General features: G+C 48.3%; 16 protein-coding genes. 14 read left to right on the top strand and 2 right to left on the bottom strand.

What is annotated here, in order from left to right:
• Window positions 1–10: 10 nt before the first annotated feature.
• The 4 genes from panD (at window position 11) to CF651_RS02750 (ending at window position 4656) form a co-directional block, all read left to right on the top strand.
• Window positions 11–394: an aspartate 1-decarboxylase gene (gene panD, locus CF651_RS02765; RefSeq protein ID WP_094013282.1), complete on the top strand. Its 384-nt coding sequence runs from the start codon at window positions 11–13 to the stop codon at window positions 392–394.
• Between the two features lie 63 nt (window positions 395–457).
• The gene (locus CF651_RS02760) at window positions 458–1093 is read left to right on the top strand and encodes a hypothetical protein (RefSeq protein ID WP_094013281.1); all 636 of its coding nucleotides are present in this window, start codon (window positions 458–460) and stop codon (window positions 1091–1093) included.
• Window positions 1094–1183: 90 nt separating this feature from the next.
• Window positions 1184–4039 carry an ATP-dependent DNA helicase DinG gene (gene dinG, locus CF651_RS02755; protein WP_094013280.1) on the top strand — a complete coding sequence of 952 codons (2856 nt, stop codon included), beginning with the start codon at window positions 1184–1186 and terminating at the stop codon, window positions 4037–4039.
• Window positions 4036–4656 carry a redox-sensing transcriptional repressor Rex gene (locus CF651_RS02750; protein WP_094013279.1) on the top strand — a complete coding sequence of 207 codons (621 nt, stop codon included), beginning with the start codon at window positions 4036–4038 and terminating at the stop codon, window positions 4654–4656. Before dinG ends, CF651_RS02750 begins: the two co-directional genes overlap by 4 nt.
• Window positions 4657–4737: 81 nt before the next feature.
• Here the strand turns inward: CF651_RS02750 and CF651_RS02745 are convergent, their stop codons facing one another.
• Both CF651_RS02745 and CF651_RS02740 read right to left on the bottom strand, forming a co-directional pair.
• Complete coding sequence (locus CF651_RS02745; protein WP_094013278.1) at window positions 4738–5739, bottom strand: inorganic phosphate transporter; 1002 nt, start codon at window positions 5737–5739, stop codon at window positions 4738–4740.
• Window positions 5740–5766: 27 nt separating this feature from the next.
• Window positions 5767–6387, bottom strand: coding sequence for a DUF47 domain-containing protein (locus CF651_RS02740; RefSeq protein ID WP_094013277.1), 621 nt, complete (start codon window positions 6385–6387; stop codon window positions 5767–5769).
• A gap of 265 nt (window positions 6388–6652) precedes the next feature.
• On the opposite strand from CF651_RS02740, the gene CF651_RS02735 reads away from it, so the two are divergent.
• The 10 genes from CF651_RS02735 to CF651_RS02690 all read left to right on the top strand — a co-directional run bounded on the left by CF651_RS02735 (window position 6653) and on the right by CF651_RS02690 (window position 20538).
• A complete protein-coding gene (locus CF651_RS02735; protein ID WP_094013276.1) occupies window positions 6653–7951 on the top strand; it encodes an amidohydrolase in 1299 nt (432 codons plus the stop codon).
• 26 nt (window positions 7952–7977) lie between these two features.
• Window positions 7978–8466, top strand: coding sequence for a cell wall elongation regulator TseB-like domain-containing protein (locus CF651_RS02730; protein WP_094013275.1), 489 nt, complete (start codon window positions 7978–7980; stop codon window positions 8464–8466).
• Between the two features lie 96 nt (window positions 8467–8562).
• Window positions 8563–9096: a hypothetical protein gene (locus tag CF651_RS02725; RefSeq protein WP_094013274.1), complete on the top strand. Its 534-nt coding sequence runs from the start codon at window positions 8563–8565 to the stop codon at window positions 9094–9096.
• Window positions 9089–10591 (top strand): AAA family ATPase, encoded by a 1503-nt coding sequence (locus CF651_RS02720; protein WP_094013273.1) that lies wholly within the window; start codon window positions 9089–9091, stop codon window positions 10589–10591. Before CF651_RS02725 ends, CF651_RS02720 begins: the two co-directional genes overlap by 8 nt.
• A 178-nt stretch (window positions 10592–10769) precedes the next feature.
• Entirely contained in the window at window positions 10770–12173 is a 1404-nt protein-coding gene (locus CF651_RS02715; RefSeq protein ID WP_245855642.1) for an N-acetylmuramoyl-L-alanine amidase, read from the top strand.
• 49 nt (window positions 12174–12222) lie between these two features.
• Window positions 12223–12759, top strand: a complete 537-nt coding sequence (locus CF651_RS02710; RefSeq protein ID WP_245855641.1) for a GerMN domain-containing protein — start codon at window positions 12223–12225, stop codon at window positions 12757–12759.
• 44 nt (window positions 12760–12803) lie between these two features.
• Window positions 12804–15560 carry an S-layer homology domain-containing protein gene (locus CF651_RS02705; RefSeq protein WP_094013270.1) on the top strand — a complete coding sequence of 919 codons (2757 nt, stop codon included), beginning with the start codon at window positions 12804–12806 and terminating at the stop codon, window positions 15558–15560.
• A gap of 236 nt (window positions 15561–15796) precedes the next feature.
• Window positions 15797–16462 (top strand): endonuclease III, encoded by a 666-nt coding sequence (nth, locus tag CF651_RS02700; protein ID WP_094013269.1) that lies wholly within the window; start codon window positions 15797–15799, stop codon window positions 16460–16462.
• A gap of 38 nt (window positions 16463–16500) precedes the next feature.
• The gene (locus CF651_RS02695; protein WP_094013268.1) at window positions 16501–16773 is read left to right on the top strand and encodes an NAD/NADP transhydrogenase alpha subunit; all 273 of its coding nucleotides are present in this window, start codon (window positions 16501–16503) and stop codon (window positions 16771–16773) included.
• An 81-nt stretch (window positions 16774–16854) separates the two neighbouring features.
• Window positions 16855–20538, top strand: a complete 3684-nt coding sequence (locus CF651_RS02690; RefSeq protein ID WP_094013267.1) for a dynamin family protein — start codon at window positions 16855–16857, stop codon at window positions 20536–20538.
• The last annotated feature ends 161 nt before the right edge of the window (window positions 20539–20699 follow it).

The following is a 20699-nucleotide window of genomic DNA, read 5'->3' as shown; positions in this document are numbered from 1 at the left end:
GGGACATCCCATGTTCAGAACGATGCTGAAATCCAAAATTCACCGGGCCACCGTTACGGAAGCTAATCTTAATTATGTAGGAAGCATTACCATTGATGAGGACTTGCTTGATATGATCGATATGCTGCCGAATGAAAAGGTACAGATTGTGAATAACAACAACGGCGCCAGATTCGAAACGTATATTATTCCCGGTCCCCGGGGGTCCGGAGTTATTTGTCTGAATGGCGCTGCTGCGAGGATGGTTCATGTCGGAGACACGGTTATTATTTTGTCTTACGTCATGCTGACCGATGAGGAAGCTCGAAAGCACCATCCGCAAATTGCTATTATGGGTGAGAATAACCAAGTAGTCAGCGTACTGAAGGAAGAAATTCATTCCACCGTAATGTAACGAATGAAAAGCACGCCGGGAGCGAAAAATGAGTGTATGCTCAGGTTAAGGTGAGGTGCATACATGTTCAAACATTTATTTGCTTCTATGAACGAGATGCTCGGGGAAGTGAGTGCACAGTACGCAACGGCTAAGGGTTCGGACAAGAAAGAGCTTCAGGAGAAGCTGCAGGCACTTAAAGCCATGAGCGACACGTTTATCGAGGAATGGCTGCTTTTTGAAGAGAAGCTGGCTGCTTTTTATCAGACACATCATCCATTGTTTGCAGACAGTGTGCAGGACCCCGAATTGGCAGGCAAGCATTCTGAAGATTTTGCCAGAGGACAAGGCTTTTACAAGCTGCTGATGTTTGATGAAGCGATAAAAGAGTTCTCTACCTTGGTCCGTCATGATCCCGAATTTACATTAGCACGCGTATACCTGGCTATGAGTTACTTGCGTAATGGAGAAGAAACGGAAAGCTACAGTCATTTTCATTTTTTATCGCAAATTACGAACAATAATCAGATGAAGGCTATTTCTTTTAATGCAATGGGCTGCATTCAAGCATATAAACACAATATGGATAAGGCGCTGGAATATTTCAACATGGCTTTTCGGAGTGATCCGTCCAGCGTCCAGCCACTTGTGGAGTCCGGAGTATGCTGCTGCTCTAAGAAAGGAGAGCTTCAATTTTTCCACAGCCCGGTGAGAAAATGAAGCGTAAGGATGAAGTTTACTATTCCCTTTTCCCTGGAGTATTGGTATGCTTAGTAGGAGAGTGGGTATGAAGGGATTGACATACGGGTAATGAAATTCGCGGTTTTAGATTTTGAAACGACCGGGAGCCAGTCTACGGACCGCATTATTCAGGTTGGCCTCGTTATAATAATGGACGATCAAATAACAGACAGGTATACTTCCCTGGTAAATCCTGGGATTGGTATACCTTCTTCTATAACAACCTTAACGGGCATAGACGATGACATGGTCAAGGATGCTCCGGAGCTGGATACCGTCATTGCCGAGATGGTTCCGCTGCTGCAGGACAGCGTGCTTGTCGGACATAATATTGCTTTTGATTTAGGATTTTTGCAGCGTGCGCTGGATGAGAACGGGTACTTCCCTTTTGACGGAAAAGTATTGGATACAATGGATTCGCTTCGCGTGTTATTCCCTTCTTTGTCAAGCTTGCAGCTAAGTATGGTATCGCATGCCTTCAGCATTCCTCATGAGCGGCCTCACCAGGCTGATAGTGATGCAGAAGCAACGGCACTTATTTGGCTTCGTTGTTTAGAGCGGTTTCAGGGCCTATCCTTGCTTACGCTGCAGCGGTTAACGATTATTTTTGATGAATCCTTGTCTGATTTCGGCTGGTTTATACAAGAGATGAGGCTGTATAAGGAATCCTTCGGAACAGCGGACGAGAGCGGTCAGTTTTTTCGCCAGTTTGAATTGAATGTAGAGGATTGGGGCGAGGAAGAGCCGGTTCGGGAAGATGGGGAAATCAAAGCCCTTCCGGAAGACTTTGCTGCATTTTATGAACAATTGAAGGCTGTACTCCGGCAGCGCTTTGCTTCTTATGAAGACCGTGAGGCACAGGTTCGGATGCTGAATGAGGTTGAGGCTGCGTTCGAGCATGACCAGCATCTGATGATTGAGGCGGGAACCGGGACAGGAAAATCGCTCGGTTACTTGATTCCGTCTTTATATTACGGGCTGAAGAAAGACAAGAAGGTGCTCGTCAGCACGCACACCATCAATTTGCAGGAGCAAATCCGAGAGCGGGATATTCCCCTGCTTCACGATCTGTTTCCGGTCGATTTCAAAGCCTCGGTGCTAAAGGGACGCAGTCATTATCTATGCTTGCGTAAATTTGAGCAAAAGATGAATATGCAGGACTTCGAGCACGGAAAGGAAGACCGGATTACTGCCGGTCAGATGGTCGTTTGGCTGAGCGAAACGAAGCATGGGGACGAAGAGGAGCTGCATTTTGGCAATAAAGGGGTTTCGTTCTGGCATACGGTCGCAAGCGATACGGATTCCTGCTTGAATCGGGCGTGCCCATGGTTTAAAAAATGCTTCTATCACCGTGCACGCCATGAGGCGAACACAGCCGACGTTGTAATAACAAACCACTCGATGTTGTTTACGGATACGAAAGCGGAGAATCGGCTGCTGCCAAACTATAAGCATTTGGTTATTGATGAAGCGCACCACTTTGAGGAAGTGGCAAGCAAGCATTTGGGTATTGAGCTGTTCTACGGTGCATTCGTAGGTACGTTGTGGTGGCTCTTCAAGGATAGCCGCAGCGGACAGCTAATGTCGCTTAGAGCCCGGCTTCAGCGGGATGAATCCGAGCGGGTTCAAGGCTGGAGTCATACGATTGACGGCCTGACACCCAAGCTCGTTGAGATCAAGGAACGGTGGGATGAGCTGGCGGAGGTGCTGTATCAGCTGTTAGCTTCAAAAGCGGATCCAACCTCAATGGAGGGCGGGCAGCTGGTATTCCGGATTAAGAAGGACGATCAGCCTCAAGGCTGGGATAAGCTGTTGGTACTGGAGGACAGCATATTCCTGCTGACAAGCGAAGTGCTTAAAAAGCTGGATAAGCTGCTCTCTGAAATGAAAGAAATGCAGGATGAGCTTGACCTTCAAGGGATCTTAACCGATATTACCGGGACCGTGAAGGAATTGTACCGTCATCGGGACAATCTCCACTTTTTCATGACGATGCCTGATGATAACTACGTATATTGGCTGGAAGCAGGTCAGTTTAACAAGAGCAAATCACTGCAGCTTGTGAGTGTCCCCATAGATGTAAGTCCGATGCTGCAGCAGCACTTTTTTGATGTGAAGGATAGTATTATCATGACCTCGGCTACGTTGTCGGTCGGCAAATCGTTCGATTATACATGTGAGCAGCTGGGTCTGGAAACGGGAGCAAAAGAGGAAGAAGCAAAGCTGAAAACCGTCCAGCTGCCATCGCCCTTTAATTATCGTCAGCAGGCATTAGTTGCGATTCCGAGGGACTTTCCAAGCATTCGAGGGAATGCGGGCGAGAAGCAGTTTCTGGAGCATTTGACGCAATCCTTGGCCGAGGTGGCATTGGAAACGAAGGGTCGCATGCTCGTATTGTTTACGTCTAACCGGATGCTGAAGCTGGTTCACGGCAGCCTGAAGGACCGTTTGTCGCCATTTGGCATGCAGGTACTGGGGCAGGGGGTAGACAGCAGCAACCGCAGCAAGCTCACCAGGCTGTTTCAGAACAGCAGCTCGTGCGTGCTTTTAGGTACGAGCAGCTTCTGGGAGGGAGTCGACATTCCCGGCGATGCGCTGACTTGCCTTGCTATCGTGAGACTGCCGTTTCAACCGCCGAACCATCCGTTGGTAGAGGCGAAGACGGAAAAGCTCAAGAAGCTGAACCAGAATCCTTTCATGAAGCTATCGGTGCCGCAAGCGGTGATTCGGTTCAAGCAAGGGTTCGGCAGGCTTGTTCGAACAGCGAAAGACAAGGGGATTGTTATTATATACGATACCCGAGTGATTGATACGACGTACGGGAAATACTTTTTGTACTCACTGCCCGGACCGAAGATTGAGCATATGCCAACCAATCAGTTGGTTCCGCGAATTAAGCAGTGGATGGGGGAAAACGGGGAATGAAGACGCTGAAAATATCCGAAGCGGTAGTTCGCAGGCTTCCGGTATATCTTAGATTTCTGAATGAATTGAGCAAAAAAAGTGTGCATACAGTGTCTTCTCAGGATCTCGGGCAAAAGCTGGACTTGAACCCGGCTCAAATTCGTAAAGACTTAGCTTATTTTGGGGAATTCGGCAAAAAAGGGATCGGGTACGATGTCGATTACCTGATAGAGAAAATTCGCCAAATTCTCAAATTGGATAAGCTGATCCCCGTAGCTTTGGTAGGCGCGGGGAACCTAGGCAGAGCCTTGTGCAACTATAACGCGTATTTGAAAGATAATATGAAGATTGTAGCTGTTTTTGATGCTCATGAGTCCAAAATTGGAGAATCGATCAACAATCTGCATGTCAAGCCAATGCGTGATTTAAAGGAAACGATTGAATCCTTACATGTGCGGATCGGGATCATCACGGTTCCGGCTGCCGAAGCGCAAAACGTAGCTAACGAATTTGTAAGCGCCGGAGTGGAAGCGATCCTGAATTTTGCGCCGATGATTATAAAAGTGCCGAACGAGGTCAGAGTCCATCATGCGGACTTTACAACCGAGCTCCAAAGTCTTGCCTATTATTTGGATTAGATTTCCTCACAAAAAAAAGCCTGCAATCCTTGAAGGAATGCAGGCTTTTGTCGCATTTGCGAAGCTGGACAACCATACTGGTTAAGAAGTAAACTGAAATACAATTTTGTATATCAGGAAAGCGAGCACCATACTGATGGGTATCGTAATAACCCAGGTCATGACCATCTTGGTCACCGTTGCCCATTTTACATCATGAAATCTCATGACAGAGCCGGTGCCTATGATCGATGAGGAAATAACATGTGTCGTTGACAACGGCATACCTAATGCAGTCGACGTTTGAATAACGATGGACGAGTTCAAGTCCGAAGCAAAGCCGTTAATCGGTTCGATTTTCATAAGCTTCTTACTCATGGTTTTGATGATTCGCATTCCACCGACGGAAGTACCTAGGCCCATTGCGGTTGCAGCTGCTACTTTAACCCACATAGGGACGTCCAGATTGGTTTGATACCCTAAGGAGACAAGGCCGAATACGATGATCCCCATAGCCTTCTGGGCATCATTACCGCCATGAGACAAGGAGAGTAAACCAGCCGAGAAAATTTGAAAGAAACGGAACAAACGGTTCAACCGGGACCTGGAATGATTGCCACTCACAATAATCAGCTGTCGGATAATCCACATCAAAATAAAGCCCGTTGCAAAGGCAACGATGGGAGATAGCACCAGAATCAATATAATTTCTTTGAACCCGGCCCAATTCACAGCATTGAATCCCGCACCTGAGATAACCGCACCCGCCAGTGACCCAATCAGTGTATGAGAGGACGAGGACGGAATACCATAGAGCCATGTTAGGAGATTCCATATAATAGCCGTAATCAGAGTGGCAATAACGATTTCCACGCCGTGATCGATGGTAGCCGGATTGGCCACTTTACCTCCGACCGTCTTCGCGACCCCAGAAGAATAAACAGCTCCGATGAAATTCAATACCGCTGCATAAAAAACAGCGAACCTAGGAGTTAAAGCCCTAGTGGAAATGGATGTTGCAATGGCATTAGCCGTATCGTGAAAGCCGTTGATAAAATCAAACAGCAGAGCCAGTCCGACGACGATGAACAAAAGGGTTAGCATAATTTCCTCCTACGGGTATGAACCAGCTTACGAATAACGCAAAACGACGCTTTCCAAAATATTGGCTACATCTTCACAGGCGTCTGTCGTTTGTTCAAGCCTTTCATACAGCTCCTTAATTTTGAAATCATGATAAGGATCTTTCGGATTCGTGAAAATTTCCCGAATACCTTCGCGCATCAGACGGTCGGCTTCATTTTCGAGGCTGTTGATTTGTACCGTATGCTCGGTAATTTGTATGTATTTCTTTTTGGCAAGCAGCTTGAAGGCATCCAGGATATGCTGGCAGCTGGCTACGATTACTGCGGAAAATTCTTTCATATATTTATCGCTCATCGTAATATTCAAATAATCGAAGCGAGCGATGGTTGCTTCAATTCCGTCAATGACGTCATCCACCTTGGAAGCAAGCTCCATAATATCTTCACGATCCAACGGGGTGATAAATACTTTGTTCAAGCCTTTGAAAATTTGATGCGTAATTTGATCCCCCTTGTTTTCCAGATCCTTCAGCTGTGGATAAAATGCCGCAGGCGGTTGATCTCCCATCACGGCATTACGGAACATTTGTGCCGCATGCAGCGTGTTTTCCGAAGCTTTAATCAGCAAGAGAAGAAAGTCGGTATCATTTTTTTTAGCGAAAAGCATGAAACAGCCCCCTTAAAGTATCTTAACGATAAATTCACAATGAGCATCGGTTATTGAAAAACGGATCGTGAAATTTAACACAAAATTAAAAATAACACATCCTGTAGCTGGATTGCAATCATAGTTTATCCATTTCAAATGAAGTTCATGAAAGGTTGATTATGTAAGTACGACACTAATGGAGGTCTTGTGCTTACTTGATTTATATAAGATGAAGATGTACAGTAAAATTTAATGTCAGGTAAGAGAAAGGAAGGAATGGAAAGTGAAAAAAACAATTATCACTAACGGTACTTTTATTACATTAAATGAGGTTCAACCGATTGTTCGCGGCTGCATGGTGTGGGAGGACAATCAAATTACATATATCGGTGAGCACGCGCCTCTGCCGCTGGAACAATATGACGAGCATATCAATGGGAAGCACAAGCTGTTTATGCCGGGACTGGTGAACACCCACGGTCATGCGGCCATGTCGCTGCTTAGAGGCTATGGAGACGATTTGGCTCTGCAGGTATGGCTTCAGGAAAAAATGTGGCCGATCGAAGGCAAATTTACCGCTCATGATGTACGTGTCGGTACGGAGCTCTCAATATTGGAAATGATTAAGGGCGGAACGACGGCTGTGGTCGATATGTATGACCATATGAATGAAGTCGCCCTGGCAGTGGAGCAAAGCGGAATGCGGGGCGTACTAACGCGCGGTGCAATCGGACTGTGTCCTCCGGATGTGCAGGATGCGAAGCTGGCCGAGGCTGTACAGTTTGCCAAAGATTGGCACAATAAAGCAGGCGGACGGATTACAACGTTGATGTCCCCACATGCTCCTTATACTTGCCCGCCTGATTTTATTGAGCGCTTCGTGCAGGCGGCTCACGATTTGCAGCTCCCGATGCATACTCATATGTCGGAAACGGCAAGGGAGGTTCAGGAAAATTTCGAGCAATACGGCTCAAGACCTGTTGCCCACTTGGAGAAGCTTGGCATGTTTACAAGACCCACGCTTGTGGCGCATGCCGTTCATTTAACCGACGAAGAAATTCAAATTTTGAAAAAATATGATGTCCGCGTGTCTCACAATCCCGGCAGCAATTTGAAGCTGGCTAGCGGCGTGGCGCGGGTTCCCGAGTTACTAAAGGAAGGCATTAAGGTTTCGCTAGGAACGGACGGACCTGCAAGCAACAACAATCTGGATATGTTCGAAGAAATGCGACTGGCCGCCTTGATTCATAAGGGTGTGACTGGAGATCCTGTAGCGGTTCCGGCTGAAGCTGCTTTGCGGATGGGGACGTTGGAAGGTGCGCAATCGATCTGGCTTGAACAGGTCGGTGCTTTGCAGCCTGGCATGAAGGCGGACTTTATCGCACTCGATATTGATCAGCCTCACTTTTTCCCGAAAACGAACTATATTTCTCATGTGGTGTACTCCGCATCGGCGAAAGATGTAACGGACGTTTGGGTCGAAGGGAAACAGATCGTCAAGAACAGCGAATGCCTTACATTAGATGAAGAAAAAGTGTTGTACGAGGCACAGCGCTGCTTTGAACGGCTTACCGGCCAATAAGCACAGAAAGTAGAGGATGGGCTTTCATGAAAATTAAAATTGCGGTTGCGGCGGTCGCTGCAGCTGCTCTTCTTTTGTTTTTTGGCGTACGCTTCTTCAATGCCGTACATGAGAAGGAATGGCAGATACAACGCAATGCGGTTCAAACCGCTTATCAGAAAACGATTTTAACCAAAGCGGACAAAGTGGACCGCTTCGTCGGAGACAAGCCGTTTACTATTATTCAAGGTGAAAACAAGATTGGGCAAAAGATGATTGTCTGGGTGGCGGAAGACGTCATCTATTCACAGATGGCCTCTGACGGGGTTAATGCCGAGCAAGTGAAGGCGGCTGTGCTTGCTCATCAAGCGGATGCGGATATCGTTCGGATGATGCCCGGGGTGTTGAACGGAACGCTGGTCTGGGAAGTGTTCTATAAAGTAAAAGACGATGCGGCCGGTGAGCGGTATTATTACGATTACTATTCTTTTAAAGACGGAGCTATGCTGGATACGTACCGATTAAGCATTCAATGACCGATTTACCACAGATTACATCCACATTGAGTATATATCATGTGATATACTATTTATATATTACAGATGATATACTATAGAAAGGGGGACGTTAGCATGAAGTTACGTCTCTTGCCTATCTCTTTGAGTGTTGTAATCTCGGCGACGGTATTATTCGGCGGTTATTTCGTTTACCAAAGTGTTGCCATGGAGAATCCACTGGCTTCCGTAGTGACTAGCACCCCGGGAGTCGTAGAGCTGGTCGACACGAAAATTACAAGTACGGAAACGACGATTGAATTGAAGCTGAAGCCTGGTGCCAGCTTGCGTGAAATATATGACCGTATTCAGAAGGACGGCTCATCCGTAATCGGGCAGAAAAAGCTGAAGCTTAAAGTGGATAGCGACTCTTCCGAACAGCTGGATGCCTGGTGGTCCTCCGCATTGTTTGATGTAGCACAAGCTATGGAAACGAAGAAATATTCCCAGATACCGACTACTCTTCAGGCGCGTGCAGCCAATTCGAATCTAAAGGTATCGACGGAAATGGACGATAAGTTTGTATACGTGACGATGAGTGACGGAGCTCAAAGCAAATATGTCATGCTGCCGCGTACGCCTGATAAAATAGGGGTGTGGCCTAATGAGTAAGATCTATAAGGAAATTGCCATTGGCTCGGTTCCGGTTCTTTTAGTATTCCTTTATTTTATCGGAGTAAACGTTGTTCCCATTCTTTTTATGGCGATTATTTTAGGTTCTTTGTTCTATATGAACCGTGCGCGTACAGCAGGCGGCGGCTTTGGGGGCTCCGACCGCAAGGCACGCAGTCAGTCGCCCAGCTATTTGACCTTTGATGATATCGGCGGGCAGCATCGCGCAAAGAATGAGTTGAAAGAAGCACTTGATTTTCTGATCAAGCATGAAGAGATCAAGAAGCTGGGCATTCGTCCGCTCAAAGGGATTTTGCTCACAGGCCCTCCGGGAACGGGCAAAACTTTGATGGCCAAGGCAGCGGCACATTACACGAATTCGGTATTCATGGCCGCTTCCGGCAGTGAATTTGTCGAAATGTATGTTGGTGTAGGTGCCAGCCGGATTCGGGATATGTTTAAAGAAGCACGCACACGTGCGGTTAAAGAAAATAAAGAGAGTGCGATTATTTTTATTGATGAAATCGACGTCATCGGCGGTAAAAGGGACGGCGGGCAGCATCGTGAATACGATCAGACGCTGAACCAGCTGTTAACGGAAATGGATGGGATTCATACGGCGGATAGCCCTCGGGTTTTGATTATGGCCGCAACAAACCGTAAAGAAATGCTGGACAGCGCATTGCTGCGCCCGGGGCGTTTTGACCGTCATATCGAGGTGGATTTGCCTGATAAAAAAGGCCGCCTTCATATTTTGAACATTCATGCGAAGAACAAGCCCCTAGCAGCAGATGCCCAATTGGAGTCGATTGCCGAGGAAACGTTCCATTTCTCGGGCGCACAGCTGGAGAGCGTAATGAACGAAGCCGCAATCTACGCAATGCGTGATGAAACGCCGTTTATTGAGCAAAGACATTTGTCTCAAGCTGTTGACAAGGTAATGATGGGTGAGAAGACAGACCGCGAATCGACGAAGGAAGAACGGGATCGTGTTGCTCTGCATGAGCTGGGACATGCTATCGCAGCCGAAACCGTACGACCGGGCTCCGTTTCGCAGGTCGCTTTAAGCCCTCGTGGACAAGCGTTAGGCTACGTGCGTCATAATCCTCAGCAGGATCAATACCTGTACACGAAGGAGCACATTGAGCATCAAATTATGATCGCTTTAGGCGGTTCGGTCGCGGAAGAGATGTTTTATGGAGGCCGAAGCACAGGATCGCGCAACGACTTTGAACAGGCTCTTAACCTGGTAGGGACGATGATGGATTCCGGATTAACGGATTTGGGCATTATTGATCGGCAAATGGTAACTAAGGAAGAGCTGATGAAGGAAAATGCGAAGATTTTGGAACAGTTGACGGAGAGCACAAGAAGGATGCTGGAACAGCACAGACCGGTTTTCGAACAGTCACTGCACATCCTGGTGAAAGAAGAAGTTCTCTCCGGAGATCAGTTCCGTGAACTGCTGGAACAATCACGTATGCAAATAGCTTAGTTCTTGAATCTTAGCCTGAAATGACGGGAAACGCCTGTCATTTTGGGCTTTTTTGTCGTTTTCCCGCAACTTTTCGCCGGTTAAGACGTCTATTATATGGTATGATTCGCCATTTTAAGCCTTTATTTATGAAAGCGATCCCGAAACCTATGATTTTATATTATATAAGCTGAGGTGTATGATGAGAGTTATAACTACGTTGATATCCATGCTGCTCATTTCTTTGTTATCGTTTCCTGTCATGACTTTTGCCGCGGAGTCGCCCATTCATTTGTTTATGAACGGCAAGCAATTGGCTGCTGAAGTGCCTCCCCGCATCGTTAAGGGGAATACGCTGGTGCCGATCCGGATTATTGCCGAAACACTCGGCTCCAAGGTACAGTGGGAAGAAAAGAGCCGTAAAGTCACCGTAGTCAAAGACGATGTTACCATTCAATTGTATATTGATAAGAACGAAGCGGTAGTTAACAATAAGAAAACACAGCTTGAAGCAGCACCTCAATTGACCGACGGAAATACTTTACTCCCGGTGCGCTTTGTTAGTGAACAGCTGGGTGTCAAAGTAACCTGGGACGAGCTTACCCGTTCCGTATTTTTGTATCAGCAGGAGAAAGAAGCTTCGAACACCAATGACAAGCCGGCGGCAGAAGTAACGGATTCGCCTAAAGATACGGGGAATCAGCCGGAAGCAGCCGTTGCAACGATCAAATCCATTTCTCTTGATGGAGATGTGCTTTCGGTTCAAACGAACGGACAACAGAAGCCGGAGGTGAATGTAACCCCGGCTGCAAATACGAACCAGATTATTATTGACCTCCCTAACAGCAAGCTGGATCCGGCTCTGAAGCTGAACTCCAAAGGCGAGGGAGTAGTGAAAGAAAATAACGAGAAAGTGTCCCAAATACGTTATTTGCTATTTTCAAAAGAATCCTCTATCGTTAGAATAATAATAGATTCATCTCAAAAGCTAGATTTGAAGCCGACTTCTGTTAAGCCTTCATCCGACTCGACATTGTTAGCATGGAAGCTTACAGCGAAGCAGGACAAGTTCAAGGTTGTTATTGACCCTGGACATGGAGGCAAAGATACGGGAGCCGTTTCAGTGACGAAGCGCTATGAGAAGGATTTTGTTCTTTCGCTAGGCATGAAGGTGTACAAGCTGCTGGAGCAGGAACCAAGAATCGACCCGCAAATGACCCGGGATACCGATGATTTTATTGAATTATCGGGCAGAACCGCGTTCGCTAACGAAATGAAAGCCGATTTGTTCGTATCGATCCACGGAAACTCGGCAGGAAAAGAATCCATTTCCGGAACGGAAACGTATTATTACACGGAGCAAAGCCTGGATTTCGCCAATATTATGCATGATGTCCTGATCCCTGCAACGGGATTTACGGACCGTAAGGTGAAGCAGAACAATTTCTATGTTATCAAAAATACCACCATGCCATCTCTATTGCTCGAGATCGGGTTCTTATCCAACAGATCGGATGAAGAAGCAATGTACCAGGAACAATTCCAAAATCGCGTTGCCGCTTCCATCGTTGCCGGGATCAAAAAACAGTTGAACATCGATTAAGGAGGAGATAACGATGCAAAAAAGACGACTCCAAATAACAGTCATCAGTATGACGCTCATTGCATTGCTATCGGCCTGCGGACAAGCCAAAACACCGGATCAAACGTCTCATGGACAAACAGCACCCAAGCAGGAACAGACGACAGGTTCACAACCAGCGTCATCATCCACAAGCCAACCCGTAAATGAAAGCAAGCAAATGAAAATCAAAGCTTATTTCGGGGACGAGAATGGTGAAAAGCTTGTGGAAAAGGAAGTTTCCATTCGTTACAAACAAGAAGACGAAAAGTATTCAGAAGCATTGAAGGCTCTTGGCACGTCACCTGATCCTAAACAGCTGGCCTTACTGCAAGGCTTCACGGTCCGTTCGGTCGTACTGAAGGATAAGACGCTGACTGTAGACGTTTCCATGTCCCCGGAATCCCGCTTGGGCTCAGGTGGGGAAGCTCTACTTCTGGAAGCTTTGAAAAAAACATTATTCCAATTTTCAGAGATTGATAGCTTTGATGTATTATTGGACGGCAAGGCAGTTGAAAGCTTGATGGGGCACATGGATCTTCCTCACCCTATTCAAAGAAACTCATAATTTGTTATTGATCATTTACCAAGAACACCGGGAGGAACCGACGCATGTCTTACAAACATAAGAATAGCAAAAAAATGGCCGCAGGCATCATCGCTTTATCCGTACTTATGAGCAGCCCAGCCTACGCTGCCGAATCAACGGCGAATTCAAGCACCAATCCAACCACTCCAATCAATACGACTTCAGTCACGGATACGAGCTCCCGGTTTACGGATGTTCCAGCTCAGCACTGGGCGTTAAAGCATATTACAAAGCTGGCCGCACTTGGAATTATTCAAGGGGTTGATAAAGGTAAATTCAGCCCGGATACCCAAGTATCCCAGCAGGACGTTATCATTATGGCCATCCGTATGATGGGTCTTGAATCCGAAGCGCTGAAAAACAAATCCGAAACCATTCTGCCTGTTTCCGTTGACAGCTATGCCAAGCCGTACGTAGCGTATGCGTTTGATAAGGAATTGATTAATGTGAAAGAAGAGTCCGATGGAACGGGGACTTCCAAAAGCTCGTGGGGCTCCCGTCCAGCCACAAGGGAATGGGTGGCTAAGCTGGTGATCCGGGCCATCGATAAGCAGGATTTGGCGAATTTGAAAAATGCCGATCCATCCATTTTCAGTGATGCGAAGGATATGTCTTCCTGGGCTGTCGGTTACATTAATGCTGCTGTAAGTCTGAAGATTGTCAATGGCGTGGACGACAACAATTTTCAGCCGAAAGGGAACGTAACGCGTGCCCAAATGGCTACTTTTCTCAGCCGTGCGGATAAAGAGCTGACGACTCGCTCTGACCGTGTCACGATCGGATATTTGATGGAGCTGAAGGACCGGAAGCTAACGCTTCTGTCCAAGGAAGGCAAAGGCAGCCAGTATACCGTTGCAACGGATGTTGTGATTTACAATGCGAAGGATGACAGCCGTATTCCAGCCAGTTCATTGAAAGAAACGAACGAGGTCTACGTGATTCAGGAGCAGGGCAATGTTACATATATTGAATTAACGAACGATGCAGAGCAAATGGAGACGCTCGAGGGAACGTTAAACAAGGTTTACGTAGATAAAATGCTTGTAGACATCACTCAAGGCGGAGAAGAATCGTTGAAGGATCTTGAAGCCAATGTTGCCGTAACGGATAAGGATGGCCGGGGCTTGAGCCTAAGCTCGATTCAACCGGGAAGCATGATTGTGTTAAAACGGAACTTGCTTATTCCTGGCGCCAAGTACTCCAAAATTATCGTAAAGCAGGTACCTGTCAGCAAAACGGCCGAAGGCAGCGTAGCCACTATCCAGGATCAGGATAATACGATCACTTTCCTGGAGCAATCCACAACACAAAACGAAACGTATCCGTTCGCAGCACGGGTAGCTGTCACGCTACCGGATGGTACAGCAGGTGATTTGTCCAAAATCAGAGTCGGAGACACCGTGAAGTACACGGTGAAGGCGAATGAAGTGACAGCTGTTACGATCACCAAGCAAGCCGACATCGGGGCTACGGTTCAAGGTACGCTGATGACGGATACGAAGGAAGATACCAAGACGATTACCATCACGAAATCCGATGGCAGCCTGGGTGCCTATTATATTGCGGATAATGCTTCCGTTTCCATTGAAGGTCTGGCCACAGCAGGTGTATTGGATCTGGAAGTCGGAGATATGCTTCAGCTGGATTTAGTCAACAACAAAGTGGTGAAAGCAACTGTAACGAGCCGTTCCATTGTTGAGCAGTCCTTTGCTACGATCGATTATTACGATGCGACGAAGAAGCAGCTGTACGGTACGCTGACAGACGGAAAAGGATTTGCTTACAAATTAACAACGTCTACAGCAATCAGCTCATGGGATATTCCTGTGGAGCTTGACGATTTTGAGAGCAAGTTTATGCGGACCAAAGGGACCAAGGTGGACCTAAAGGTTTCAACGGATAAGGTCCTGAGCGTGAAGCTGTCAACGCAAGCTGTCGGTACGGTATCCCAGGTAAACGCTACGGCAAATCAAATTACGATTCGTACGAACGGCGGACAAAATATTACATTTAATGTTGTAAGCGGGGCTACCGTCAATATTTTCTCCAAGTCCGGCTCAAAGCTGAGCGACTTGCAGGTGGGCGATCTCGTTGTCGGTGAAATGAACCGTGATCAGGATGTCATCAACATGGTTTCCGTGAAGAAAACAGCGGTGTACAAAGTGTTGCGTACAGACACGTCCGCCAGAGAGTTGGAAGTGCAGGATGAGAATGGTGCAACCTTGAAATTCAGCATTGCGACCGATGAGAGAATTGTGAACCCTGGCAAATCAACCCATGCCTTTACGGACATTGCGGTTGACGATTATGTCAAGGTCGCTTATACAGGAATTACCCTTAACAGCGTGGAGCTGCTGAACACAGTTCATGGTAAAGTTACGAATGTGGATAGCGCCAAAGGTATTGTGACTGTACAGGATTATGCGGGAACCGTTCAGGCGTTCTCCGTCGGGAAGCAGTTTACCGTGAAGCAGAACGGCACAAGCTCGGCCGTGCTGGGCAATATCAAATCGAATGACCGTGTCGAAATCGTCAATGCGGGCGATAAGATGATCATTTCGATTGCAGCTGCATCCAAAAGGACTGTGGCAGGCTATGACAATGTATTGAATCGATTGCAGATGAAGCCGAATACAGCCGGCGACAAGACGAATTATAATTTGTATGCCAAAGCTTACATACACCAGGGAACGACTCCAGTGGCGGTAAGCAGCTTTGTTGAAAATGACGAAGTCACGTTGTATGTGTTGGATGATAAAATTATCGAAATTGAAAAATAATTTTTTCCACACCTGATTTGGGGTAACATTTTGAAGCCATCTGCCGTCTAAAAGGTAAGGGGAGTTTCTTCTCAAGCCGATTGGGCGGCTTTTGTTTCTTATCAAGTAGAAGGGGTGAAAAAATATTGGCGGAATTCGTGAAAAGTTCGGATTTTGTCAAGTAAAGTCATTGATTCCTTGTAAGGGATTCGTTAAACTGAAATTTATACTACTTGAAAAAAAGGATGCTTGTACTGATGAACAAGAAGCAGGTTCGCAGCATACTTGATACCATTGCCGGTATGTTTCCGGATGCCCATTGTGAGCTGAATCATTCCAATCCTTTTGAACTTACTATTGCTGTTCTGTTGTCAGCACAGTGTACGGATGAAACGGTGAACAAAGTGACAGCTTCCTTGTTTCAAAAATACAGGCGGCCGGAAGACTATCTTGCCGTACCGTTGGAAGAATTGGAGCAGGATATACGCCGGATCGGACTCTACCGGAATAAAGCCAAAAACATTCAGGCCTTGTGCGCTATCATATTGGACAAGTATGACGGTAACATCCCGGAGCAGCATGAACAACTCGTAGAGCTGCCTGGTGTGGGCCGGAAGACCGCCAATGTCGTCGTATCCAACGCTTTCGGGGTCCCTGCAATCGCAGTAGATACTCATGTGGAACGCGTTTCGAAGCGTTTGGGCATAGCGTTGTTGAAGGATTCTGTGCTGGAAGTGGAAAAGAAGCTCATGAAGCTGGTTCCGCGGGAGGAATGGACGGATACGCATCATCGGCTTATATTTTTCGGACGTTATCATTGCAAGGCTCAAAATCCGCAATGTGACGGATGTCCGCTGGCGGAATCATGCCGTGAAGGAAAAAAACGTATGAAATCCGGTAGTCGTAGGAAACCTATACAGTAGCAAACATTACCACAGCAAACAATAAGGATGGGATCGACATGAAATGCATTTCCGTGTACACAAACGATTTTGAGGTTTTCTCCGATATTTATGAGAAAGTGCTGGAAACGCCATTGGCGGAAAATGAAGAAACTCAAGTTGAAGGCGTAACCGTGATGGAATCTGGGGATGTGCCTGAAAATTACTTGGATAAAATGAAAACGAAGCCTGAGGTTGTCGTTATGAAAGTCAAGGATAAAGACATTACGATATTGCAGCACCGCAATTTGTTCGAAATTTTCATTCCAGTGAATGAAAGTGTGGTACACTAAAAGCCGAAGCGATTCGGTTTTTTTTGTGTTCAAAGGTTAATCTAGAAGCTATTTATACAGTGTGTATGGGGAGAAAAGGGAATGAACCAGACTAGCTTACTTGAGGAAACAATGGTAGACGTCATCCGCTCACTACGGCAGAAAGTCGTAGAGTCAGGTGATGCTGAGAACAGCGCCAAATTGAAGCAGCTGCTGCAAAAGGCGGAGAAGGGCAGCTTGTATATTGCTTTTTGCGGTCATTTCTCCGCAGGAAAGACGAGCTTGGTCAACAAGCTGTGCGGGCACATGCTTCTCCCGTCAAGTCCGATTCCGACGAGCGCTAATATCGTCAGTATCCGCGATGGTGAAGCGGGGGCAGAGGTAATTCATCGAGTTCAGAAAGAAGGAGAAGCTCCTAAGGTGCAAAGAGTAGCCTTAGAGGAGCTTCCCGCATACGCGAGGAACGGGGAAGATATCGAAACGATCGAATTAAGCTATCCGATCCCGTTACTTGGGGACCATACGATCCTTTTGGACACCCCGGGAATCGATTCAACGGATGATGCGCATCATCTGGCCACAGAGTCGGCGCTGCATCTGGCGGACGTGGTGTTCTATGTTATGGATTATAATCATGTCCAATCGGAAATCAATTTTGCGTTTACGAAAAAAATGCAGGAATGGGGCAAGCCGCTTTACCTGCTGATAAACCAGGTAGATAAGCATCGCGATCAGGAGCTTTCCTTCGATGCTTATCAGGCTGGTGTTCGGGAAGCGTTCGGCAACTGGCATATTCAACCTAACGGTATTATTTATACTTCGGTCAAGGTGCCGAATCACCCGCACAGTGAGTGGGAGAAGCTGGATTGGCTGTTAAAAAGGCTTATCGATATTCGGGAGTCTCTAACCGAGCTTAGTTTGGAAAAGTCGGCAAAGCATTTGGCACAGGCGCATGCGGAGAAGATGGCCGAACGCAACGATGCTGTCAAGGAGCAGCTGCGTGCCGCCCTGGAGGCTGATGAAGGGGCAGAATCTGCCCAGCAGCAGTGGGCGGAGCTGAGTGATGCGCTGGCTCGTTCCGAGGGAGAGCCGGAAGCTTTGCGGGCCGAGCTGCGCAAGGAGACGGCTGCCCTGCTGGATAACGCCAATATTACACCGGCGGTTACCCGTGATCTCGCACATGACTATTTGCAAAGCCGGAAGCCGGGCTTTAAAGTTGGATTTTTTGCCGCTGCCGCGAAAACGGCCAAAGAAGTGGAACGCAGGCTAACCGCTTTTCATAATGATTTCGCCGGACAGCTGGCGACACAGATTGAACGGCATTTGCAGCAGGCTTTGAGTAAGGCGATGGACGACTACTCTCAAGTGGCTGCGGATACGGTAAGGGAGCAAGTAGAGAGGCTCCATCTGGAGATAGAGCCGCAATGGCTTGCCGAGCAGGTTAGTACATCGGCTGGTTTTGGCGGTGACTACACGCTGAATTATATGAAGCAGGTGGCTGGGGAAGTCAAGCTGCGCTACCGCAAGCTTGCGTTCGAGCTGATCGACGCGCTCTCTGACGCGCTCGCAGCGGCACGCCAGCCCGAGCTGGCGGGCTACCGCGCCCAGCTCGACGCACTGCAGTCGCGCCTCGGCAGCCTGCGCGAGCTTGAGCGGCTCGCGGCGGCGGAGGCCGCCTATGCGGCTGCGTTGCAGGCGCCGCTTGCGGCCGTGCCTGCGCCGGTGCCGGCGCTGCCGGACCCTGCGGCCGCAGGCCCCGGCACGCCGCGCGCAGCTGCGCCGCAGGCCGGCGACAGCGCGGCCCTGAGCGCCGACGCCGCACGCGAGGCGCTTGCCGCGGTGGCTGCGGCCGCAGGCCGTGCGCCGCGCACGGGCGCCGCGCCGCTCGCGCAGGGCGCGCACCGCGCCCGCTTGCGCGAAGCGGCGGGCCAGCTCGCCGCAGGCGCAGCGGAGCTGGCGGGGCTCGCGCAGCTGCAAAGCATTTGCCGCTCCCTGCAGGAGAAGGCGGAGCGGCTGACGAACAACCGCTTCACGATCGCGCTGTTCGGCGCCTTCAGTGCCGGCAAATCGTCGTTTGCCAACGCACTGATCGGTGAAAGGGTGCTTCCCGTGTCGCCGAACCCGACAACGGCGGCAATTAACAAAATCATGCCGCCTGAGCCAGAGAACGGGTGGCCGCATGGTACGGCCAAAATTCGAATGAAAAGTCTCGACCGGCTCGTAGACGACGTCCGTTACTCGCTGGAGGTGCTGGGCATCTCCGTAAACGACATGGAGCAGGGACTTGCGGCGATACGCCGCTTATCGGCGGAGCAGGTTTCTCCCAAGGGCAAACCGCACTACACATTCTTAAAAGCGGTGGAACGGGGCTGGAGCGCAGTTAAAGATGTCATCGGCACCGAGCTCAAGGTGGATACCGAGCAGTTTGCTCTGTATGCCGCAGATGAATCCAAATCCTGCTTTGTCGATCTGATTGAGCTGTATTATTCGAATCCTTTGACAGATCAAGGGATTGTACTGGTGGATACGCCGGGTGCCGACTCCATTAATGCCCGCCATACAGGCGTCGCGTTTAACTATATTAAAAATGCGGATGCGATTTTGTTCGTAACCTATTACAACCATGCCTTTTCACATGCGGATAAAGAGTTTTTGCTGCAGCTCGGACGTGTAAAAGACAGCTTCGAACTCGATAAAATGTTCTTTATCGTCAACGCAGCGGATCTTGCATCCTCAGAAGAGGAGCTGCAAGGGGTTGTAGACCACGTTCAAGCCAATCTTCAGCAGCATGGAATACGGAAGCCGCGTATTTACCCGTTATCCAGTTATTACGCCTTGGAAGGCAAGCTGGCTGCTTCGGAAGAGACGGTGCAGGCATCCGGTATTGCTCAGTTCGAGCAGGATTTTGTCCGGTTCTCGATTGAAGAGCTGACGGAGATTGCGATACGGTCCGGTGAGTCCGATCTGGCCCGTGCTGCCGATGTGTTGAAGCGCTGGATCGCCAGTGCGCAAGCGGATGAATCGGAGCGCAAGAGCCGCGCCGCATCTTTGCGGAAGTCATTGTCCGAGGCCATTACTATGCTTGGCGGCATATCGACCGCTCCGGAGGAGCGAGAGCTTCGCAAAGAAATCGACGAGCTCTTGTACTACGTGAAGCAGCGCTCCGTTTACCGCTTCGGTGAGCTGTTTAACTTGGCCTTCAACCCGGCTGTGTTTCGCGAAGAGGGGAAAGACACAAAGACACTTATTCAAGAAGCATGGGACGATTTGCGCCGGATGATTTCGTTCGATCTTTCTCAGGAAGTGCTGGCAACAACGTTACGGGTCGAGAATTCAATCCATAAGACGGCCAAGAAACGCAGAGAGCAGTGGGTTCAAGCCATTGATGGCGATTTAGCCGATTTCGAGCCTTCGCGTTACGAGCCGGCTTCTTTTGAGACACCGGATGCATCTGAAATGTTCACGACGGATGCCGTAACAGGCAAATGGCTCGCAGGCTTTTACAAAAATGCGAAGCATTTCTTTGAAGGCGAAGGGAAGCAGACGATGCGTACCGAGCTGGAGGCCCGTTTGCACGAGCCGTTAGGCAGCTATGCGGACCAGCAGGCGAATCGGCTCGAGGAGGCCTATCGGGTACAGCTGCAGAACTGGTACCGTGTTTTGTCCGAGCAGCTGCAAACCGAGCTCAAGGAGTATGCTCAAGGCCAATTGGATGCGCTGGAGATGCAGGTAGATCTCAAAGAACTGCAAGCCAAGCACGACAAATTGTTGAAATATTTTGGTTGATATGACAGTTTTACAATGAATCCTGTGAACGGTTGTCCCAAGGCGGACAACCGTTTTTCATGGGTTGATAAGAAAGTATAAGTTTCACAACCTTCGTCTACCTTGATAAACGCATGCCATCTGGAGAGATAGCGAAGCCGTTTATCCTTGATTTATTGAAA

It is taken from the genome of Paenibacillus rigui (assembly GCF_002234615.1).
GTDB lineage: Bacteria > Bacillota > Bacilli > Paenibacillales > NBRC-103111 > Paenibacillus_S > Paenibacillus_S rigui.
This window is presented reverse-complemented; position numbering and strand designations above follow the sequence as displayed.